Here is a 22,179-nt window from a genome sequence, read left to right as displayed (position 1 = left end):
CATCCTCCAGCTAAATGTTGGAATAAAGGATGTGAAATGCTCTTTTTTAATGTCGAATTAGTAAACGTAATATTAAAGCGGAAGTGAATAATTCGTACTAATTTGATGAGATTTGTTGAAACTGAGATGGCTTGAAGTTATACTATCGTTAATCATCAATGAGTAACAACTAAAAGCATAATTAATAACAATTAAGTATTTAAGAGGGGGGAAATGCAGTGGGTCCTGAGCTAAACGAAATGGAGTTGGAATACGAACTGCTGAAGCAGCTTCGAGACGCCAGCGCTCCCATCGGGGCTAGTACGTTGGTTCATACTTTGGGCAAAACGTATGGTCTGAGTCAGGCAACCATCGGAAGAAGACTTATGGAGATGGATGTTGAAGGTTTTACGGTTCTGGAAGGTCGCAAGGGAAGGACTCTGACCGAACAGGGTCTGGACCGAATGAAGACACTGGAAAGAGATTTGCAGCAAAAAAGTGTGAATTCACAGTTAATTCAGATGTTAAATCATTCCGGGGAAAAGGCACTGCTGGATGTTCTCGTTGCCAGAAGGGCACTTGAGCGGGAGATCGCTTCCCTGGCAGCAGAGCGTGCCTCGAAAGAATACATATTACTGTTGCAAGCATCGATTGCGAACCAGTATGAATTGCTTTCCAAAAATATTATACCATACGAGCAGGACCGGGAGTTTCACAGATTGCTGGCTTATGCTGCGCAAAACCAAATTCTTCTGCACGCGGTTGAACTGGTATGGGAGACAAGCCGTGATTTTCTGGAGACAGCATATATTCGCCGGAGAGTAGGAAGTGAATTAGTTGTGGACCATCAGCAGATTCTGGATGCTATTATAGCCGGCTCTCCAGAGCAGGCTGAAGCGGCAATGGTGAACCATATTAACCAAATGATCAATGATGTCAAACGTTATTTCGCCATGCAAAACCAATAAAACACCTTTGAACGAAACCCGGTGTTAAAGGAGTTGAGCTTGTGGACACACTCTATCGTTTAGGCATAGATATCGGAGGTACTTTCACGGATGCACTGGTGATGGACCATCAGAACAGGGTGATTGCGGCGCTGAAGACGCCATCGATTGCAGCAGCTCCAGAACAGGCGATTTTCAACGTACTTGATCAACTCAAGGCAAATGGCGTGAACATTCGTGAGATTGATCTATTTGTGCATGGAACAACACTTGGCGTCAACACGTTAATCGAACGAAATGGTGCTGTTACAGGCCTGTTGGTCACTAAAGGATTCCGCGATATTCTTGAGATCCGGCGGTTGCGACTTGAGGATACAACCAATCTGTACGGTGACAAGACAGATCCGTTAGTGCCGAGACATCGCGTTAAGGAAGTTGATGAACGGGTGATTGCGAGTGGGGGGATACTCCAGCCACTGAATCAAGAACAGCTGTTGCAAGCGGTGCATGAGCTGGTGGAGGATGGCGTTACAGCTTTGGCCATCAGTTTTTTGCATGCTTATGTGAATCCTGCTCATGAACAGCTTGCGGAAGATCTGATCAGGGAACGTTATCCACAACTGTTCCTCTGCCGAAGCAGCGCTATCTGGCCACAACAGCGTGAGTTCGAACGAACACTCGCAACGGCGATGAATGCTTATGTAGGTGAAAGGATGGGGTCTTACTTCCTGCGTCTGCAAGAAGGGATTCAGGCGTATGGCCTCAAAGCCAACTTGCTGTCCACCATGTCCAACGGTGGAATTATGACAGCTGCCAGAGCGGCTAATGAACCGGTACGCACGCTTCTATCAGGGCCTGCTTCCGGCGTAATCGCCGCGACCCATATCGCTGAACGAGCTGGGATTCATCAGGTCATCACATTTGACATGGGCGGGACAAGCGTTGATGTTGCTCTGATTGACAAAGAACCAACCTATTCATCCGAAAACAAGGTTGGTGATTTTCCTGTCATCATTCCTGCTGTTGATGTAACGGCTATAGGAGCAGGTGGGGGTTCAATTGCCTGGCTTGATTCCGTAGGCGTACTCAAGGTTGGACCACGTAGCGCGGGAGCCAACCCGGGTCCGGCATGCTATCAGCGCGGGGGAGAAGAGCCGACAACCACAGATGCCTATCTACAGCTCGGTATCTTGCATGCTGATCGTTTCCTTGGTGGACAAATGCGTCTGTATCCCGAACTTGCAGAGCGTGCTCTATCCAATCTGGGAGAGAAGCTTGGACTGAATGCTGAACATACTGCGCAAGCCATTCTCGATGTAGCAACCGCCAATATGTATGCCCAGTTTTCTCCCCTAATGGCTCGCAAGGGTGTTGATCCTCGTGATTTTACGTTGCTCGCATATGGTGGAGCTGGCCCGATGCATGCTTTTCTGATGGCACGTGAGGTAGGCATTGGCAGAGTGCTGATCCCGCCATCTCCGGGAACGCTGTGTGCCATGGGCTGCACGGTTGCCAATCTTCGCAATGATTTCGTTTATACGTTACATAAAAGCACCCAGACTTTAGTGTCTGGCGAATTAGGTTCTCTTTTCGCTGAACTGGAAAACCAGGGACGAAGCTGGGTCGATGAGGAAGCGCGAGGCGGTGTCAAGCTGGACAATATCTATTGCCTATACAGTGCGGATATGCGCTATGAAGGACAAGCATTTGATCTTGAGGTCACGCTGACATTGGAAGAAATTGAAGACCCTAAAAAGGCAGGAATGAAATTCCATTCATCTTACCAAAACGTGTTTGGCATTAGTCAGCCAGAGGCGGAGGTTATGTTTGTAAGTCTCAGAGCGACCATTGTTGGTGTTTTGCCTACTCATAACACGGTAGCTCCAGCAAATTTTCCATTCGATGAGAGTGAAGCGGAAGAACGGATCATTACCTTTGACCATGTACAGCAGACAGCTAAGGTACTTAAAAGGGGACAGATTCCACAGGTGGATGCTCCCATCCCCGGGCCTATTATTGTGGAGGAATATGATACAACGATCTTTATCCCGCCTGGATTTAAGGTACACCGGGATGCCTACGGAAACGTGATTGGGGAGGTGGAAGCATGATCGGTGACAAGGTCTTTCTTGAGATTTTCAACAACCGGATTCAAGCCGCCGTGGAAGAAATGGCGAATGTCGTTCTGCGCACAGGATTCACCGCTTTTGTCAAAGAAACGGGCGATTTTGGAACCTACCTCTTATCTCCATCCGGGGAAACGTTCGGCTCGCCGCTGGAGACGGGCTACAATCTGTCCCTGGGCATTCCTGCTGCTGCGACCATTAACAGTATAGAAGACTGGAAGGAAGGGGATCTCGTCATATGTAATGATCCATATTCTACCAAAGGCATGGTCACACACCTTCCAGACATTCATCTCATCAAGCCTTATTTTCACGAAGAGCGTATTATTGCATACGGCATGTGCTTTGTTCATTCTTCTGACGTGGGTGGCAAGGTACCGGGGAGTGTATCTCCCAGCGCCTACGATATTCATATGGAAGGCATTCGTATTGCACCAGTCAAGCTGTATGAAGCTGGTGTTCTGAACGAGCAGATCCTGCGCATGTTTCTGGACAACAGCCGAATTCCGGAGCAAAATCTCGGTGATCTCAAAGCGCTTATGGCTGCATTGAATCGGGGAGAGCAGCGGCTTGAGGAACTTATTGCACGTTATGGCGTGGAAAAAATTCAGCAGGGCATCGAACATTTGCTGGAATACGCCGAGCTGAAGGCCCGTGCCATTGTGCAGGATATTCCGGACGGATCCTATGACTTCTGGGACTATCTGGAGAAAGGACCAGGGGGATATCCTATTCGGTTGCGTTGCAAGATGACGATTGCAAGCAGTGACATTCATCTGGACTTTAGCGGCACCGATCCTCAGGTCAGGGCTTCATTCAATATCCCTACCCACAATCAACAGGGACATTACATGCTGGTACCCGCACTCATTCGTTATTTCCGTACACTCGATCCGACCATTCCTTGGAATTCGGGCATGATTCGCATGGTGCGAAATTACGCGCCGCCTGCTTCCGTGCTTAATCCGGAGCCGATGGCAGCTGTTGGGGCACGTGCCGCGACCTTTATTCGGCTGATGGACGTAATCACGGGAGCCCTGGGGAAAGCTCAGGGCAATATGGTCCCCGCGGCAGGAGCTGGACAAGCCTGCATCGTCATGATGGCGATGACAGATGCATCCGATGGCAAGAAAAAGGTGGGCGTAATTCAGCCGATCTGCGGAGGTTCGGGAGCTAGGCCGATGAAAGACGGGATTGACGGCATGGATTTTGCGGTCGGTCATCTTCGGAATATTCCTGCGGAAACGGTGGAATCCGAAATGCCTGTGTTAATCGAGCATTATGGTCTTCGTACTGACTCGGCAGGTGCGGGAACCTTCCGGGGTGGAAGCGGGATTGACCTGTGTGTCAGAATTCTAACACCGGATACTGTATTGACGGCTAGAAACATGGAGCGTATGGAGTTTCAGCCGTGGGGCAGGCTCGGTGGTGGTGTAGGTTCACATGGAGAAGCGATTTTTAATGCTGGGCGTGCAAGTGAGCATCATCTGGGAAGAATTGATGAGCTGTTACTTCAGCCTGGAGAAACGGTTACGTTCCTTTCGCAAGGCGGAGGCGGATATGGCGATCCGTATGAACGTGATTCTCGTCTGGTTCTAGAAGATGTAAGAAGAGGGCTGGTATCCACGGAGAAAGCTCTTGAGTTATACGGTGTTGTGATTGACGGCTTGGAGCTAAACGAGAGCGATACCGAACAAATGCGAGCCAAGCGAGCGCGTAAGCAGGAGGAGTTCGCCTATGGCAAGGCGCGGGAACAATTTGAAGACATATGGAGCGATGAGATGCAGGTAACGCTGAATCAGGCATTGCTGAATGCTCCGCTTGCACTGAGAGACTACCTGAAGCGTCAGACCATGGGCATTGTAGAGGAGAAACATAAGGATTCCCTAACTGTAGATCCACGGGAGATCTCAGACATTATGGAAGGGATACGCCAGCAAATAGGGTTGAATTGATCAAGTGTATGGAGAATATCTAGTTCCGTCTTAGCGATAAAACCGTAAAACCAACTACATGGATGGGGGAAATTGCATGTTTAAATCAAACAAAAAACGCTTTCTCAGCCTCGCCTCACTGACACTGGCCGGTACATTGGTGCTTTCCGCTTGTGGTGGAGCCGGTAACTCAAGTAATACTGCCGGAGAGAGCGATTCTTCAGGAGCAGGAGCAGGCGCAGACAAAGTTAAGCTGACGATGTTTATCTGGGCCGGTTCCAATCAGGATGTTGTTCCTAAAGAAGTGGTTGCCGAGTATGTGAAAGAACATCCCAACGTTGAAGTCACTTTTGAGGAGTCCTCCAATTCGGTAATGTATCCAAAGATGGTGGCAGGCAAGCAGGCTGATGCCAACAATCCGGTCGTCAACTTCGGTTATTTCAATGCAGATGCGACGGCTAAAGGTTTGAACGATGACATGTGGGAGCCATTAGATACAAGCATCGTAACCAATATCAAGGATATCCCGGAGTCCTTCCACAAGCCAGACAATAAAGGTGTGGTCTGGGGCGTTTCGAGCTTCGCCCTGGTATATAACAAAGACCTGGTAAAAACGCCGCCTACCAGCTGGAACGATCTATGGGATAACGAGGAGTTCAAAGGAAAAACTGCGCTCTGGGACTACATGTTTTATTCCTATATCTCCCCGCTTATTGCTGCCAAAGGTCAAGAAATTGGCGCATCCTATGAAAATCCCGAGCCAGCCTTCCAGTTCTGGGCAGATCGCAGTGACCAGATTGGCACATTGGTTTCATCTAATGATCAGCTGAAAGCACTGCTGGAGTCAGGTGATGCACTCATTGCCCCATTCAGTGCACAGGTTGCGCAGACATGGATTGATGGAGGTTCTCCACTTGCCGTAGCATATCCAAGCGAAGGTGCCATCTCCTTCCCGTACACACTTCAGGTCGTGAAGGGCTCAACACCTGAGCAGGCACGTGTTGCAAACGAAATCATTAACGAATTGTTGAGCGCAGAGGCGCTGTCACAATACGCAGAAGCGACGGGTACGCCAGTAACCAGTACGACAGCTGCAGTTCCAGACAAGTACAAGGATGATCCTTCATTCTCCGTTGAAACGCAAAGTAGCGGCATTAATCCAGACTGGGATGTGCTCGCACAGAACAGCTCTTCCTGGAAGGAACTATGGGACCGACTCGTGAAAACAAAGCTTCAATAAAAGGATTGTTGTCAGGCACGCAACGATTCCGGGTTCTGTTATGAACGCGGAACGGATGGGAGGGAATCAGAGATGAGCAGCGGACAAGAAACCATATCCATTGAAACAAGGGAAGTCACGAAGATCTATGGTGAACGAGCCGCCGTTGATCATGTAACACTCCAAGTGAAAAAGGGCGAATTCGTTTCCTTGCTTGGTCCGAGTGGCTGTGGCAAAACAACACTGCTGCGCATGCTTGGCGGACTTGAGCAACCGGATCAGGGCACCATTATGCTGGGAGGCCGGGATGTGACTGGCGTTCCAGCCTATGGACGCAATAGCAATATGATTTTTCAGCAGCTTGCGCTGTTCCCTCATATGGACTTATTCAACAACATTGCCTATGGGCTAAAGGTAAAGAAGTTACCAAAAGCCGATATTCAACGGCAAGTAGGTGAGATGCTGGATCTGGTCCAGCTCGGAGACTATGGCAGGCGTGCAGTGTCCGAGCTGTCCGGGGGGCAGGCCCAACGCGTCGCCATTGCTCGCGCACTGATCAACAGACCCGAAGTGCTGCTGCTTGACGAACCTCTCTCTGCATTGGACATGCAGCTGCGTCTCGATATGCAGCGTGAACTGAAACGCATCCAGCGCGAGTTCGGTGGGACGTTTATCTTTGTAACGCATGATCAGAGTGAGGCTATGAACATGTCTGACCGAATTGGAGTCATGCGCGCCGGAAGGCTGCTGCAATATGCAACCCCTGATGAAATCTATGAAAGACCGGCCGATAGTTTCGTAGCCAAATTCATTGGAGATACCAACCTCTTTGAGACGAAAGTGTTAGGACATGATATCAATGGAATTCGGGTAGAATGTTTCGGCAATTCATTGCTGGTGAAAGTCAGAGTTGGAAATGCTGTACCGAAAGTGGGAGCAGGCCATTCATTATCGATTCGTAATGAGTATATTCGACTTGGAGAAGATGCAAATCTTTGCCTTAATAAACTGGATGGACATGTGATTGAAGCGGTGTACGGCGGAGCAAATATTCGTTACAGCGTGCAGATTGCAGAGGATTTCCTGGTTCAGGCCAGTGTGCTGCATCAGCGGGGAGTCTCACGTTATAGTCCAGGTGAGCCCATACAAATTGGCTTCGATCCAGAGGACGCGCTCTTGTTATCTGAACCCATGCATGACCATGTACAGGGTGCAGGAATATGAATCGGATCGCGGAACGGATCGTGAATTTGTATTCCTTCGGGAACCGCACATGGGTAACCCGGTTGCTGCTTCTGTTGCCTGCGCTTGCTATGATGGGCATCGTGTATCTGGGCGGGTTGCTGATCTTTGGCAGATATAGCTTCGATATGTATGAGAATGGCAAGCTTATTCGTGGCTGGGACTGGGGGGCCTATCGTGCTTTTTTATCTGATCCTTACTATTGGAAACTGATTGGCACAACGTTTCGCATTGCCTTCAAGGTTACGCTATGGAGTCTTTTGCTGGCATATCCGCTGGCCTATTGCATTGCTGGTCTAAAGAAGCCTGGCATGAAGCAATTGTTGCTGCTACTCACCTTTCTTCCGCTGCTGGTCAGCGCAGTTGTGCGTTCTTACGGATGGCAGCTTTTGCTGTCCAAACAGGGCTTCATGAACTGGTTGTTCATCCGGCTGGGGCTTACTGAGGAAGGATTCAGCATGATATACAACGAGACAGGTGTCGTTGTAGCGCTTGTCCATATTTTCTTGCCATTTATGGTCTTTCCAATCCTGAATGTATTATCCCAAAGTGATGCCTCTTTAAAGGCAGCTGCTCAGGATTTGGGGGCGGGCAGCTGGCAAACGTTCCTGACCATTACCCTGCCTTTATCGGCAAGAGGCATTGCAAGCGGGGTACAGATTGTGTTCACGTTATGTCTCACCGCCTTCACCACACCTCAACTGATTGGCGGAGGAAGAGTCATGACACTTCCGGTATTTATATACCAGCGAACCTTGGATACCAACTGGCCGATGGCTGCGGTTGCCAGCTTGTTCTTGCTTGTATCTTCCATCGTCGTCTCCTTGCTTGTGAATAAAGGAGCAGAAATGTTGATGTTCCGTCGTTCCCGTAAGGGAGGTCAGGCGTATGGTTAAGTCGAACAGGGGCACCAAGCTGTTACTCTACATCTTTGTAGGCGCCGTAGCCATTTATTTGCTGTTGCCGCTGCTGATGATTATGTTGACATCTGTAGGCTCAGGTTCAGCCAGCAAATTTCCCCCAGAAGGTCTGACCTTGAAATGGTATGCCAATCTGAGTGAGCAAACCCAGTTTCTCGATGCATTCAAGAATAGTCTTATTGCTTCTACAGGGGCGGTTCTGCTGGCTTTGATTACAGGTACGCTTGCTGCGCTAGCGATCGTGCAATACCCTTTCCCTGGCTCTGGTATCTTAAGGGCATTTTTTGTATCTCCGATGGTTATGCCGAAAATTACGCTGGGTATCGCATACCTGATTTTGTTCTCGAAAATGCATATTGCAGGCGGACTGTTTGCACTTATTTTGGGTGAAGCGGTCATTGTGCTTCCATTCGTGCTCACTCTTGTGGGCAGTGCGTTAGCCAATCTGCACCCGGCTCACCGGGAAGCTGCCGCGGACCTTGGCGCAGGGCCGATGCGTATCTTTTTCACAATTACGCTGCCACAGCTCCGACTATCCCTGCTCCTGTCGGGGTCTATCGCTTTTGTCTTCACTTTCGATCAGGTAGAGGCTGCCCTGTTGTTGCTCCGTCAGGATAGCTACACATTGCCGATTCAGCTATTCCTGTATATGGAGAAATGGCAGGACCCAACGATTGCTGTTGTGTCTGTCGTTCTGATCGCTTTTGCGCTAGCTCTGTTTATGACGATTAAACTAGTGCTTCGCTCTGTACCGGGACTTGACCGTTTATTTGGTCGCACCAAAACAAAAGGAGGTCTGGATCAAAATGAATAATCCACAGCATCTGTCCCATAGCTCAGGTCTAAATCGGGATCGGGCGGAAGAAGTGATGAAAGCTCAGGGGCTAAGTGCCCTGATCGCAACTACTCCGGAGAACATTCACTATGTCATCGGGTCCCAGCTGCGTGCAAGCAACTGGACGATGCAGATTTATGCGGTTCTGCCTGCGGATAGATCTGCTAGGCCGTGTATCGTCATTCCAACGAATCGGTTGGGCGTGGTGGCCCAATTCGGTATCACTGGAGTGGACATATTTGCCTACAGTGATTTTTTCGTGGAAGGTTCAATTGAAGGCAAACTTTCAACTGACGACATCGATCTGTTCTATTCTCTCCTACAAACGACGGTTATTCATCCAAATCCAGTTGAAGCACTCAAGGCAGCATTAAAACAGCTTGAGATCGAAGATCAGCCGATTGGAATCGATGAGATGCGGATCGCTCCAGATATTCTGACGAGAATCAAGGAGGAGGTTCCTGACAGACCGGTAATTCCTGCATATAAGTTGTTCCGAGAAATCCGCCTGGTCAAGACACCTTTTGAAATCGAGCAACTGCGTCAGGCTGCCCAATTAAATGAACGGATTGAGCAGGAACTCATTGACCTGATTGCCACAGGTGTTCATGAGAAGCAACTTGCCGATCATTATCGTCTGGCTGTGATGAGAGCAGGTGGGACTCCCGCAATGACAGCGGTAGGGGCAGGGCCACGTAGTGCCTTGCCACTCATTGAAAATTATTTTCATACGATTGAGACCGGAGATCAGATCCGTTTCGACCTTTGCCTACAGCTGGAGGGATATTGGGGAGATACGGGCCGCACAGTTGTTGCAGGGGAGCCTACCGCTTGGATGAAAAAACATTTTAATGCAGTCAAAAGTGGATGGGAGACGGCCCTTGAGCGTGTGCGCCCTGGCGTCAAGGCATCAGAAGTATTCCATGCGGCAGTATCTCGCGTACAGCGTGAGGGGATTCCGCATTACCGACGTCAGCATGTCGGACATGCCATCGGGTTGGAATTGTACGACGATATAACCCTCTCTCCAGGTGACCAGCGCGTACTTGAGTCCGGAATGGTGCTATGTGTTGAGGTACCCTATTACGAGCTCGGTGCTGGTGGATTCCAAATTGAAGATACAATTGTCGTAACGCCAGATGGTTATGAGTTTCTGACCCATATGGAGCGGAAACTGTTCACTAAATAACGATAAATGGAAGGCTTCACTGGCGATCAGGCCACAGTCGATCCAAGAAGCTTTCTTACTGAGAAAGTTGGAACATCCATGATTCAGCAGGGAACGAAGACATTTCGTAACATTAGCCTTGCACTGTTCGCCGGAGGTTTTGTCACTTTTGCTTTGCTCTACAGCCTCCAGCCCCTGATGCCTGAGATTAGCGAAGCGTTCTCCATTACGCCGGCACACGCCAGTCTTACGCTATCGGTAACAACGATCGCCATGGCATTGACGATGCTGTTCATCGGGTCCTTATCTGATTCTGTGGGCCGACGCTTTATTATGACAGCAGCACTGGTGATATCTTCTGTTATTGCTTTGTTGAGCGCATTCAGCCCGGGATATACGGAGCTTCTTCTGCTTCGTATTCTCCAGGGTGTGGCACTCGCAGGGTTGCCATCTATAGCAATGACATATCTGTCAGAAGAAATTGAACCTAAAAGTCTTGGTTATGCCATGGGCCTATATATTAGCGGGAATTCGATTGGTGGCATGGCAGGTCGTTTTATCAGCGGTGTGGTAACAGATTGGTTCAGTTGGCGCGCTGCTGTGGGTTTCATTGGTATTCTTGGACTGTGTGCAGCCGTTATTTTTTGGCTTGTCATCCCGCCATCGCGTCATTTTGTCAAAGCTTCACCCGGATTCAAAAATCCAATACCTCTTTTGTGGTCACAATGTCGCAACCCAAGGCTGCTGTGCCTGTATGGACTCGGTTTTCTACTGATGGGGGGCTTCGTGACCCTGTTCAACTATATTGGTTTTGAATTGACGGGTGAACCCTATCATCTAAGCCAGTCCATTGTTGGAAGTCTTTTTGTGGTGTATCTGATGGGCACGGTCAGCAGCACCTGGATGGGCCGCCTTGCAGATCGTTATGGCAGATCACATGTGCTTGGAATCGCACTGGGCATCATTCTGGTTGGTGCAGTCTGTACCGTTCATCCAGCGCTTTGGGTCAAAATTATCGGACTCGCTCTGTTTGCCTTTGGTTTCTTTGGCGGCCATTCGATCGCAAGCAGTTGGGTTGGACTCGTGGCCAATCAGCACAAATCCCAGGCTAATGCGTTGTATTTGTTTTTCTACTACCTTGGTTCAAGCGTAAGTGGAACAGGAGGCGGACTGTTATACAGCCATCTGGGATGGATGGGCATTGTAGGCATGATTGGTGTGTATGTTTTGATCGGTTTTGTCTTGTGTAATTTGCTTGTTCACAGGTTGAAGGGACAGGCTACATAAAGCAACTTTTTCCGACAGCTATTGCATATCCTGAAATACCGAGTATAATACTTGGTAAATAGACGAAAAGGGGATGCAATAAACGATGAAAACACATGCTGAATTGAACTCACTTCTTGTTGACGATTATCTGGATCTCCTGAACATTGCGAAACAGCTAGGTGATGACGAATGGAAAGATGCTATTCTGCAAGCATTGAAGGAAGAAGTCGATGCAAATCATCATCTGGATTCAAAAGAGGTAAGACAGGATTTATGGATTCAATTTGAAGGCATTAATGAACAAATGCATGATCTGTTAATGCAACTGAAGCATGCCGACAGTCCTGAGGAGAAAGAGCAGATTATTGAAATGATCTGGGGATTGAAAGTAGACCGTCATGCGATTACACGTAAACTTGAAACCATGAGCCGTGCCAGCGCTGGACATCAATAAGCTCTAGGTTGATTATACATTGAAAACCCGCATGTTTCCTGGGAATATCCCTAGGAAACATGCGGGTTTTGTTTATGTTTTGATTGTTTACTACACTGGAAGTGAGTGTTCAAAAAGGTCGGTTTTCAGTACCGAGAAGATGGGATGAAACTACCTCTCTTAAAACAGTTTTGCGAAAGTGCGCGCCTGTTCAATGGCTTGTTGCTTGATCTCATCTGCACGATCTTTATACTGATTATGCCCCTCTACAAATATGCCATCAAGCTTCGGCACACCAAGGAATGACATGATAATGCTTAAATAACGATGACCGGATTCCATCTGAGCCGCTGGGCCTTCGGAATAAATGCCGCCGCGTGCTTGAATATGCAGCGCTTTTTTGTCAGACAACAGTCCAACTGGACCTTGTTCTGTATACCGGAATGTTTTGCCGGCCACACAGATAGAGTCCACATAAGCCTTCAGAATGGGAGGAAATGAGAAGTTCCACATCGGTGTTACAAAAACATATTTATCAGCTGAGGCAAATTGATCCGACAGTTCATTTAAACGACTTACTTTCGCCTGTTCTTCGGAAGTCAGATCACTGCCCGATTGCAGTTTGCCCCAACCACTGAAGACATCCGCATCGATATGCGGAATATCCGAGCGATACAGATCGAGGTGAACAACCTCATCAGAAGGGTGACTTTCACGATACGCATCAATAAATGCTTTGCCCGTAGCCATGCTGAAGGAGGTTTCATGATCATGAGGATGGGCAGTAATGTACAATAAGGTAGACATGCAGTTCTTCCTCTCTGTGCGATTAATGGGTGAACCAATCTTGGCAATAATGAAGCGACCGCAGTAGTATGCATCGTTTCTCCCGTTTTATACGTCAGAAAGGAATTGAATGGATGGAATGGAGACAATACTGAATTGGATGCGATGTAGTAACCAGATACTAAATCCATGTATAATATACAGGACGAGCATTTATGTTCCAACGATAAAAGGGATGAGTGAGATGAGCGCACATGGGAATGGACCTGGAGAAGCAACGATTAAGCATTGAAGCAGCGAAATTGTATTATCAGTCCGATTACAGCCAGCAGGATATTGCCGCCAGATTGGGCGTGTCCCGTCCAACCGTATCAAGGTTACTTCAGTACGCGAAAGATCGCGGATACGTCCGGATTGAGATTATGGACCCGCTGGAGGATATCGATATCATTGCGGGAGAACTTAAATCTAAATATGATCTGGATACGGCACTTGTATGTTTTGCCCCGCTGAAGAGTGATGAGGAAATACAGAAGCATATCAGCAAACGAGCAGCTGACTACCTTCAGGAGACGGTTCAGGATGCGGATATTATCGGTGTGACTTGGGGAACAACCATGCATGCCGTAGCACGTCAGCTTCGTCCCAAGCAGGTTAAAGGTGTCGAAGTCGTGCAATTGAAGGGGGGCGTAAGCCATTCCCATGTCAATACGTATGCCGCTGAGATTGTACATTTATTCGCTGAAGCTTTTCACACGGTACCAAGGTATTTGCCACTGCCGGTTATTTTCGACAACATTGAAGTGAAAAACATGGTGGAAGCCGATCGGCATATCGGAAGAATTGTAGAGCTTGGTAGACAGGCCAACATCGCTTTGTTTACCGTAGGTACTGTGAAGGAAGATGCATTATTGTTCAGGCTCGGTTACTTTAATGAAGAAGAGCAACAATTGCTGATGAACTCCGGTGCAGGTGACATTTGTTCACGCTTTTTCGACGCGGAAGGTCAGTTGATCAGTGAAGAGATTAACAGCAGAACCGTTGGAATTGATCTAGCCGAGTTGAGAAATAAGGAAAAATCAATTCTGGTCGCCGGGGGACAACGCAAAATTGAAGCCATTCACGCCGCGCTTAAAGGTCATTATGCGAATATTTTGGTTACGGATCAGTACACAGCACAGGCATTACTGCGATTCTAAATTCAAATGGATATGGATGACAACATCTGCCACGTAAAAAGGGCGGATGTTTTGCTTTGTTAGGAAGAAAATATAACGAAGCAAGAACTGTAAGTTGAACTGTGAACAAAAGTTCAAGTTGATTTTTACATATGTTCATGTTAGTGTAAGGGTATAGAAAATAACTAGTTCAGATAAGGGAGAGATTCAATTGACTACACCACAATTAGCTAAAATGATCGACCATACGCTGCTTCGTGCGGACGCAACGCAAAGTGAAATGGCCAAGTTAACCGAAGAAGCGAAGCAATACCAGTTTGCTTCCGTATGTGTTAACCCAGGTTGGGTTGCTTATGCTGCTGAGCAGTTGCAGGGTACTGGCGTAGACATCTGCACCGTTATTGGTTTCCCTCTGGGAGCATCCACAACGGAGACTAAAGCTTTCGAAACCAAGGATGCGATTGCTAAAGGTGCAACTGAAGTCGATATGGTCATCAACATCAGCGCTTTGAAAGATGGCAAAGATGATTATGTTGAACAGGATATTCGTGCTGTCGTTGAAGCGGCTGCGGGTAAAGCTTTGGTGAAAGTCATTATTGAAACTTGTCTGTTGACGGATGATGAGAAAGTACGTGCTTGTCAAGCAGCTGTACGAGCTGGAGCTGATTTTGTTAAAACTTCTACAGGTTTCTCTACAGGTGGAGCAACGCCAGAAGATATCGCTTTGATGCGTCGTACTGTAGGTCCTGATATTGGCGTTAAAGCTTCCGGTGGCGTACGTAGCCTGGAAGATATGCAGAAAATGATTGAAGCAGGTGCGACTCGTATTGGTGCAAGCTCTGGTGTGAAGATTATGCAGGGCGGTCAATCTACATCTTCTTATTAAGCAAAAGGTTTAACAAGCACAGCTTATCAAACAAAAGTAATGTTATATTCTCTGTACTTGAGGCTTCGTCTCAGGTACAGGGAATACAATTTACACTTATACTTTAATTAACGGAACTTATTGTAAGCGCTTCATAAGTTTTCTGAAAGATTACTGATAAGAATCTTTTAAGCACCCTTTGAGCTGAATTTCACATCCGGCTTAACTACCTTCAAAGGAGAGATCAAATGAAATTTCTAATTGCCCTTCTTGGTTTACTCGTTGTTTTTGGACTGGCTTATATCGCAAGCAACGGTAAAAAGAAGATTCGCTACCGACCGCTGGTCGTTATGATTGTTTTACAGGTGATTCTGGCGTATGCCTTGCTGAATACAGGGGTCGGGACATGGCTGATTGGTGGCTTCGCCACCATATTTAAAAGTTTGCTTGATTATGCAAATGAAGGAATTGCATTTGTATTTGGTGATTTGACTACCGTAGGTGCAGATACTGTAGGGACACCGTTCTTCCTCAGCGTATTGATGCCAATCGTTGTTATCTCTGCACTCATTGGGATATTGCAGTATATCCGAATCTTACCTTTTGTTATAAAATATATTGGTCTGGTATTAAGCAAAATCAACGGAATGGGCAAACTGGAATCATATAACGCGGTTGCTTCGGCTGTATTGGGGCAATCTGAAGTGTTCATTTCTGTGAAAAAACAAATTGGGTTGTTGCCAAAACATCGGCTGTACACCTTGTGTGCTTCGGCGATGTCCACGGTATCGATGTCGATTGTCGGTGCCTATATGTCCATGATTGATCCGAAATATGTGGTTACGGCACTTGTGCTGAACCTGTTTGGCGGTTTTATCATTGCTTCCATTGTGAATCCTTATGAGGTTACAGAGGAAGAAGATATATTGGAAGTACAGGAAGAGGAGAAACAGTCCTTCTTCGAAATGCTCGGCGAATACATCCTGGATGGATTCAAAGTCGCCATCATCGTAGCTGCGATGTTAATCGGTTTTGTTGCCTTGATTGCACTTGTTAACGGAATGTTTAGCGCAATACTCGGTATTTCATTCCAGGAGCTGCTAGGTTATGTGTTTGCACCATTTGCCTTTATTATGGGTGTTCCATGGAAGGAAGCTGTTCAAGCGGGAAGTATTATGGCTACCAAAATGGTATCCAATGAATTCGTAGCCATGCTTGATCTGACGAAGCAGACAACGTTGTCTGCCAGAACAACAGGGATCGTATCCGTCTTCCTCGTATCGTTCGCCAACTTCTCCTCCATCGGTATTATTGCCGGTGCGGTGAAGGGACTTCATGAGAAACAAGGTAATGTGGTGGCCCGCTTCGGTCTGAAACTGCTTTACGGTGCATCGCTTGTCAGTGTATTGTCAGCGATCATCGCCGGACTGTTCTTGTAAACCGGATTATTGGAAGGAGTGCTTAGGTTATGTCAACTTTTAAAAGAGTACATCTGATCGTTATGGATTCTGTAGGGATCGGCGAAGCGCCGGATGCAGCAGAATTCGATGATTTTGATGTAGATACCTTCGGTCACATTGCACGTGAACGCGGAGGTCTGAAAATGCCTCACATGGCCAGTCTCGGACTGTCCAACATCAAAGAAATCGAGGGTGTCCCTGTAGCGGACGCACCTAAAGCGTATTACACCAAGATGCAGGAAGCATCCAGAGGCAAAGACACCATGACAGGTCACTGGGAGCTGATGGGTCTTTACATTGATACACCTTTCCGTGTGTTCGAGAATGGTTTTCCCGATGAGTTGATTCAACGCATTGAAGAGAAAACGGGCCGCAAGGTGATCGGTAACAAACCGGCCAGCGGCACGGAAATTCTGGATGAGCTGGGGCAAGAGCATGTCGAAACTGGTGCGCTCATCGTCTACACATCCGCGGATTCGGTTCTGCAGATTGCAGCACATGAGGACGTTGTTCCACTGAAAGAACTGTATGAGATCTGTGAGTTCTGCCGTGAAATTACACTTGAAGATCCGTACATGCTCGGCCGCATTATTGCACGTCCATTTGTAGGGGAAGCGGGTAACTGGAAACGTACTGCGAATCGTCATGACTATGCGCTCAAACCGTTTGGTCGCACCGTTATGAATGAACTGCAAGATAGCGGATTTGATGTCATTGCCTTGGGTAAAATCGCGGACATCTATGATGGTGAAGGTGTGACCAAGGCTGTTCGTACCGTCTCTAACATGGATGGCATGGACAAGTTGTCGGAAACGATGGATGAAGAGTTCACTGGACTCAGCTTCCTGAACCTGGTTGATTTTGATGCCCTGTACGGTCACCGTCGTGATCCGCAAGGTTATGCTCAGGCACTTGAAGACTATGATGCACGGCTGCCAGAGATTTTTGCCAAAATGACCAACGATGACCTACTGCTGATTACAGCTGACCATGGTAATGATCCTACCTATCGTGGTACAGACCATACACGTGAATATGTACCACTGCTTGCTTACTCTCCGCGCTTCAGCGAGGGTAAAAAGCTTGATCTGCGCAGCACATTTGCTGACCTTGGTGCTACCGTAGCCGAGAACTTTGGAGTGAAAATGCCGGAACACGGCACCAGCTTCCTGAAGGATTTGAAATAGGTTTTAAAACTGGATAGGGGATGTCGGAGTAGTTGAGGCTGCTCCGGATCCTGCCATCATAATAGACTAAATATATAACTGGAGGAGATTCATTCATGAGTACACATATTGGAGCAAAACCCGGAGATATCGCAGAAACGATCCTTTTGCCAGGAGACCCTTTGCGCGCGAAGTATATTGCGGATACGTACCTTGAAGATGTTGTATGTTACAACGAGGTTCGTGGAATGCTCGGTTACACAGGTACATATCAAGGCCACCGGATTTCGGTGCAAGGTTCAGGGATGGGTATTCCGTCCTTCGCCATCTATGCTAATGAGTTAATCAGTGAATATGGCGTGAAAAACCTGATTCGTGTTGGTACTTGTGGCGGTATGCAAGAGCATGTACGTGTACGTGACGTTATCCTTGCACAAGCAGCATGTACCGATTCCAGCATGAACAAACATGTATTTGGTGGATATGACTTCTCGCCAATCGCTACGTTCTCTCTGCTGAAAGAAGCATATGACCGTGCAACAGCTAAAGGCATGAAGATTCATGTCGGTAACGTGTTCAGTTCCGATTCTTTCTACCGCGATGACCGTTCCGTCACTGAGAAATTGATGAAGCACGGCGTACTCGGCGTAGAGATGGAAACAACAGCACTGTACACCATCGCTGCCAAGTTCGGTGTTAACGCACTGACCATCCTGACGGTAAGTGACCACCTGCTGACAGGCGAAGAAACATCTGCCGAAGAGCGTCAAAAAACGTTCAACGACATGATGGTAGTTGCTTTGGATACAGCAATCACACTGTAATTGTTGTATTTTATATTCAAACATCATTTGATTTTAATCGAAACTTTTGTTTGAAGCACGGAGTGAAGGAACCGGAATTGATTCTGAAGAAGCGAAGCGTTCGCCTTTGTCTCCGAGTTTTCTCCATTGCAAAATGGAATCAGAAAAACTTGGAGACAACAGCGATCGAAGGAACGATCCGGAGCCGGAACGGTCAACGGTCTAACAACAAAGTGTTCTATACAATCAATACACACACAAGGAGAGATCATCATGAGAATGGTAGACATTATTGCCAAGAAACGCGACGGAAAAGAACTGACAACAGCTGAGATTGATTTTGTTGTTCAAGGATACACACAAGGAGAAATCCCGGACTATCAAGTCAGCGCTTGGGCGATGGCAGTATTCTTTAAAGATATGACAGACAAAGAACGCGCGGACCTGACCATGTCGATGGTGAATTCCGGTGAAACGATCGACCTGTCTGCTATCGAAGGCATCAAAGTAGACAAGCACTCCACAGGAGGTGTGGGCGATACAACAACACTGGTACTCGCTCCGCTCGTTGCTGCGCTGGATGTTCCTGTTGCCAAAATGTCCGGACGTGGACTTGGTCATACGGGTGGTACAACAGACAAACTGGAATCCGTTGCTGGCTTCCACGTAGAGCTTGAAAAAGAAGAGTTCATTCGTCTCGTAAACGAACACAAGGTTGCCGTTATCGGACAAAGTGGTAACCTTACACCAGCAGACAAGAAGCTCTATGCACTGCGTGACGTAACAGCTACCGTTAACTCCATTCCACTGATCGCCAGCTCTATCATGAGCAAGAAAATTGCAGCAGGCGCAGATGCAATCGTATTGGATGTGAAGACGGGTGCAGGTGCATTCATGAAAACAACAGAAGATGCTAAAGAATTGGCACATGCCATGGTTAGCATTGGTAACAATGTTGGACGTAAAACAATGGCTGTTATCTCCGATATGTCCCAACCACTAGGTCTGGCGATTGGTAACGCGCTTGAAGTAAAAGAAGCCATCCTCACCCTGCAAGGTAAAGGTCCGAAAGATCTCGAAGAACTGTGTCTGGCACTTGGACGTCAGATGGTATTCCTTGCGGGCAAGGCAGATTCCTTGGAGCATGCTGAGGAGAAATTAAAAGAAGTGATCCAGAACGGTAAAGCACTGGAGAAATTCAAAGATTTCCTGGCAAACCAAGGCGGAGACGCTTCGGTTGTCGATCATCCAGATCGGTTGCCACAAGCACAATACCTGGTTGAAGTTCCAGCAGACAAAGACGGCTATGTTGCCGGAATCGTTGCTGACGAAATCGGAACTGCAGCAATGCTGCTCGGCGCAGGCCGTGCAACAAAAGAGTCCGAGATCGATCTCGCGGTTGGTCTGATGCTGAACAAAAAAGTCGGTGACCCAGTCAAAGCTGGTGAGTCTCTCGTAACGATCCATGCCAATCGTGAAGACGTAGCAGACGTCATTGCGAAGATCAAAGAAAACATTACGATTGCGGATCATGCCGATGCACCTGTATTGATTCATGATATCGTAACGGAATAAAAAATAAATACAGAGCAGATGAGGTCTAATCTCTTATCTGACTGAACACGAAAGCCCCAAAGCGATGTAATCCTCAGCTTTGGGGCTTTTTTGTTACTGAAGAGAAAACGGTTAAGTCACTAGCGATTATTGGTTCTTTATTTGCTCATACGCCATCACTGAATCCGCATTGGTATAAATGTAAGGGGTGGATGGCTCGGATACAGGTGTCAACTTTGTGGCCCGGATCTCAATGGTATCTTTGCCATCTACTTGTGCGGAGCCGATTGTGCCATCGATTTGTACCCAGCTGTCTGTAGGGAAACTATTTGCTTCTGGGATGTGAACCATGACGCCGAAGGGAGCTGCATCAGCAGGGCAGCACATGACGAGAAATCGCCCGAGTGCAAAATGTGATTCATGATCCATGCTTTTGTCACGGTAAACAAAACCGGTTAACGAGATATCTTTGCCTGCAAATTGTCGCTGGAACATATCGATCGTGCCGAGTGTTTCAGAGAAAATCTCAGGATAGACTCGAATGACCTGTTCTTCATACAACTTCTCCGCCAGTTCTGCGAATTCGCGGCTGTACTCATCTGGCGGTACAAATTGCACGTTGGTGGCCGTTGTAGATGTAACAGTGGTTTGTTGCTGTTTTTGCTGTGCAAGATCTTGTACATTTAATTTTGCTGTTTCAGGTAAAGGCTCTTTACGACGAATCTCCGGAGGAGCATACGTGAGAGACATTCCTTTTTGACTGGCCATAGAGCTGCCGAGAGCCCGATCAGGTAACAGAAATCCCAGCAACAAGGGAATAGCAATCAGACCATATACCATTGAGCTACGAAGGAACCCCGAGGGTGGTGGATGTTCACAGTCGCAATGAACCTCGTTTCTGCCGAATAATCCATGCCAAGCCATGGTAACAGCAATAAATAAAAAGGGAACAGGGCAGCATAACAGCAGTTTTTGCATCGTTGGTGCCAAATAATAATGAAGAGAATCACTCGAATTCAAGTGAATAATGTATACCGCTAGTCCGCCGATCCATGCTGCACGGATTAAGTTATGCCATTGGATGACGTGGGATCTTGGAACAGGAGATTTGGTCATCGTATAGACAGTGTGGTTCATATCATCACCTCATTTCTATTCATAGTCAGGATGAAAGTTCATGGGGTTAACCATTCATGTCATGAAGTATTTTACTCAACGTTTATACCAGCAGGTTAATCAACCAAGAGCCGACGAAGACGAGTGTGATAATCGCCAGACTTAGACCGATAACAAACCGGGTACGGAAGGTCGAAAGCAGCATGAGCGTACTTTTAAAATCGAGCATCGGACCTAGCACAAGGAAGGATACTAGCGGCCCAAGTGCAAATGTATGTGAGAACGCAGAAGCAACAAAAGCATCAGAAGTGGAGCAGAGAGACAGTACATACGCAAAGCCCATCATAAACACATAGGAGGCGACAGGACCATTGCCAAGTGAGATCAGATCGCTGCGGCTAATGAATGTTTGGATGCAGGCTGTAATCAAGGCACCGATCACCAGATATTTGCTCATATCGACAAATTCATCTCCGGCATGAATGAAGAAGCTGCGCCAGTTTTTCACATGGTTGTGGTCATGAGCATTTGCATGGGCATGAGGTTGGGCCATTTTAAATCCAGGATGCGTCTTGACCTCGGTCACTGGGACTTTTGGCAACCGAAGGGGATTTCGACGAACAAACACATACACAAGCATGCCTATGGAAGCTGCTACGGCAAAGGCCAGTCCCATGCGGGCAATGGTAATCTCAGGATGGGAGGGAAAGGCGAGCAAAGTTGCGGTAAATACGATGGGATTCACTACAGGACCACTCAAGATGAACGTAACTGCAATATAGGCAGGCATGCCTTTGTGCATCAACCTTCTTACGACCGGGATCATGCCACATTCACAGATGGGAAAAATAATACCTAGCAACCCTGCCACCAACACGCCGCCGATCGGGTTCTTGGGCGTAAGTCTGCGGACCATTTCTTCGGATACGAACCACTGCATGAGCGAAGACAATAGCACACCCATGAGCAGAAACGGTGCGGCTTCAAGGAAAATACCTATGAATACCGTTTTCATATTTTGCAAAGCTTCACTGTTCCATGCATCCTTCAGGTCTGGAGCCATTGTGATCAACACGGGAACAAGAAATGCACAAGGGATCAGGAAGGACAGGAGCTTCAGATTGGCTGCCATTTTCATGAAACAGACCTCCACAACTAGGACTTTGCTAAAATATATGC

19 protein-coding genes are annotated in these 22,179 nt (G+C 47.5%); 16 read left to right on the top strand and 3 right to left on the bottom strand.

Annotated features, from left to right (window positions below):
* Positions 1-218 precede the first annotated feature (218 nt).
* The 10 genes from NKT06_RS17040 to NKT06_RS16995 all read left to right on the top strand — a co-directional run bounded on the left by NKT06_RS17040 (position 219) and on the right by NKT06_RS16995 (position 12,093).
* On the top strand, positions 219-947 hold the full coding sequence (locus tag NKT06_RS17040) for an FCD domain-containing protein (RefSeq protein ID WP_253436871.1): 729 nt from the start codon (positions 219-221) through the stop codon (positions 945-947).
* A gap of 41 nt (positions 948-988) precedes the next feature.
* Entirely contained in the window at positions 989-3,037 is a 2,049-nt protein-coding gene (locus tag NKT06_RS17035; RefSeq protein WP_253436868.1) for a hydantoinase/oxoprolinase family protein, read from the top strand.
* Positions 3,034-5,007 (top strand): hydantoinase B/oxoprolinase family protein, encoded by a 1,974-nt coding sequence (locus NKT06_RS17030; RefSeq protein ID WP_253436865.1) that lies wholly within the window; start codon positions 3,034-3,036, stop codon positions 5,005-5,007. Before NKT06_RS17035 ends, NKT06_RS17030 begins: the two co-directional genes overlap by 4 nt.
* Before the next feature lie 76 nt (positions 5,008-5,083).
* Entirely contained in the window at positions 5,084-6,226 is a 1,143-nt protein-coding gene (locus NKT06_RS17025) for an ABC transporter substrate-binding protein (RefSeq protein ID WP_253436862.1), read from the top strand.
* A 72-nt stretch (positions 6,227-6,298) separates the two neighbouring features.
* Positions 6,299-7,429, top strand: coding sequence for an ABC transporter ATP-binding protein (locus NKT06_RS17020; RefSeq protein ID WP_253436860.1), 1,131 nt, complete (start codon positions 6,299-6,301; stop codon positions 7,427-7,429).
* Complete coding sequence (locus tag NKT06_RS17015; RefSeq protein ID WP_253436857.1) at positions 7,426-8,343, top strand: ABC transporter permease; 918 nt, start codon at positions 7,426-7,428, stop codon at positions 8,341-8,343. The genes NKT06_RS17020 and NKT06_RS17015 overlap by 4 nt, the downstream gene beginning before the upstream one ends.
* Positions 8,336-9,181 (top strand): ABC transporter permease, encoded by an 846-nt coding sequence (locus NKT06_RS17010; RefSeq protein ID WP_253436855.1) that lies wholly within the window; start codon positions 8,336-8,338, stop codon positions 9,179-9,181. Before NKT06_RS17015 ends, NKT06_RS17010 begins: the two co-directional genes overlap by 8 nt.
* Positions 9,174-10,391 carry a M24 family metallopeptidase gene (locus tag NKT06_RS17005; RefSeq protein ID WP_253436852.1) on the top strand — a complete coding sequence of 406 codons (1,218 nt, stop codon included), beginning with the start codon at positions 9,174-9,176 and terminating at the stop codon, positions 10,389-10,391. The genes NKT06_RS17010 and NKT06_RS17005 overlap by 8 nt, the downstream gene beginning before the upstream one ends.
* A gap of 78 nt (positions 10,392-10,469) precedes the next feature.
* Positions 10,470-11,657 (top strand): MFS transporter, encoded by a 1,188-nt coding sequence (locus NKT06_RS17000; RefSeq protein ID WP_253436849.1) that lies wholly within the window; start codon positions 10,470-10,472, stop codon positions 11,655-11,657.
* A gap of 85 nt (positions 11,658-11,742) precedes the next feature.
* Complete coding sequence (locus NKT06_RS16995) at positions 11,743-12,093, top strand: hypothetical protein (protein WP_036613800.1); 351 nt, start codon at positions 11,743-11,745, stop codon at positions 12,091-12,093.
* A gap of 159 nt (positions 12,094-12,252) precedes the next feature.
* On the opposite strand, the gene NKT06_RS16990 is transcribed toward NKT06_RS16995, so the two are convergent.
* A complete protein-coding gene (locus NKT06_RS16990) occupies positions 12,253-12,879 on the bottom strand; it encodes an FMN-dependent NADH-azoreductase (RefSeq protein ID WP_253436846.1) in 627 nt (208 codons plus the stop codon).
* A 239-nt stretch (positions 12,880-13,118) separates the two neighbouring features.
* Between NKT06_RS16990 and NKT06_RS16985 the strand changes: the two genes are divergently transcribed.
* The 6 genes from NKT06_RS16985 (at position 13,119) to NKT06_RS16960 (ending at position 19,905) form a co-directional block, all read left to right on the top strand.
* Positions 13,119-14,057, top strand: coding sequence for a DNA-binding transcriptional repressor DeoR (locus tag NKT06_RS16985; protein ID WP_062836066.1), 939 nt, complete (start codon positions 13,119-13,121; stop codon positions 14,055-14,057).
* 214 nt (positions 14,058-14,271) lie between these two features.
* On the top strand, positions 14,272-14,922 hold the full coding sequence (gene deoC, locus NKT06_RS16980; RefSeq protein WP_253442621.1) for a deoxyribose-phosphate aldolase: 651 nt from the start codon (positions 14,272-14,274) through the stop codon (positions 14,920-14,922).
* Positions 14,923-15,149: 227 nt separating this feature from the next.
* On the top strand, positions 15,150-16,340 hold the full coding sequence (locus NKT06_RS16975; protein WP_253436844.1) for a NupC/NupG family nucleoside CNT transporter: 1,191 nt from the start codon (positions 15,150-15,152) through the stop codon (positions 16,338-16,340).
* Between the two features lie 29 nt (positions 16,341-16,369).
* Positions 16,370-17,548, top strand: coding sequence for a phosphopentomutase (gene deoB, locus NKT06_RS16970; RefSeq protein WP_253436841.1), 1,179 nt, complete (start codon positions 16,370-16,372; stop codon positions 17,546-17,548).
* A gap of 95 nt (positions 17,549-17,643) precedes the next feature.
* The gene (gene deoD / locus NKT06_RS16965; protein ID WP_017688193.1) at positions 17,644-18,351 is read left to right on the top strand and encodes a purine-nucleoside phosphorylase; all 708 of its coding nucleotides are present in this window, start codon (positions 17,644-17,646) and stop codon (positions 18,349-18,351) included.
* A 252-nt stretch (positions 18,352-18,603) separates the two neighbouring features.
* Positions 18,604-19,905 (top strand): pyrimidine-nucleoside phosphorylase, encoded by a 1,302-nt coding sequence (locus tag NKT06_RS16960; RefSeq protein WP_253436838.1) that lies wholly within the window; start codon positions 18,604-18,606, stop codon positions 19,903-19,905.
* A 126-nt stretch (positions 19,906-20,031) separates the two neighbouring features.
* On the opposite strand, the gene NKT06_RS16955 is transcribed toward NKT06_RS16960, so the two are convergent.
* Positions 20,032-21,021 (bottom strand): TIGR03943 family putative permease subunit, encoded by a 990-nt coding sequence (locus NKT06_RS16955; protein WP_253436835.1) that lies wholly within the window; start codon positions 21,019-21,021, stop codon positions 20,032-20,034.
* 82 nt (positions 21,022-21,103) lie between these two features.
* Positions 21,104-22,138: a permease gene (locus tag NKT06_RS16950; RefSeq protein WP_253436830.1), complete on the bottom strand. Its 1,035-nt coding sequence runs from the start codon at positions 22,136-22,138 to the stop codon at positions 21,104-21,106.
* Positions 22,139-22,179: the final 41 nt, after the last annotated feature.

Origin of the sequence: Paenibacillus sp. 1781tsa1 (genome assembly GCF_024159265.1) — a bacterium.
GTDB lineage: Bacteria > Bacillota > Bacilli > Paenibacillales > Paenibacillaceae > Paenibacillus.
This window is presented reverse-complemented; position numbering and strand designations above follow the sequence as displayed.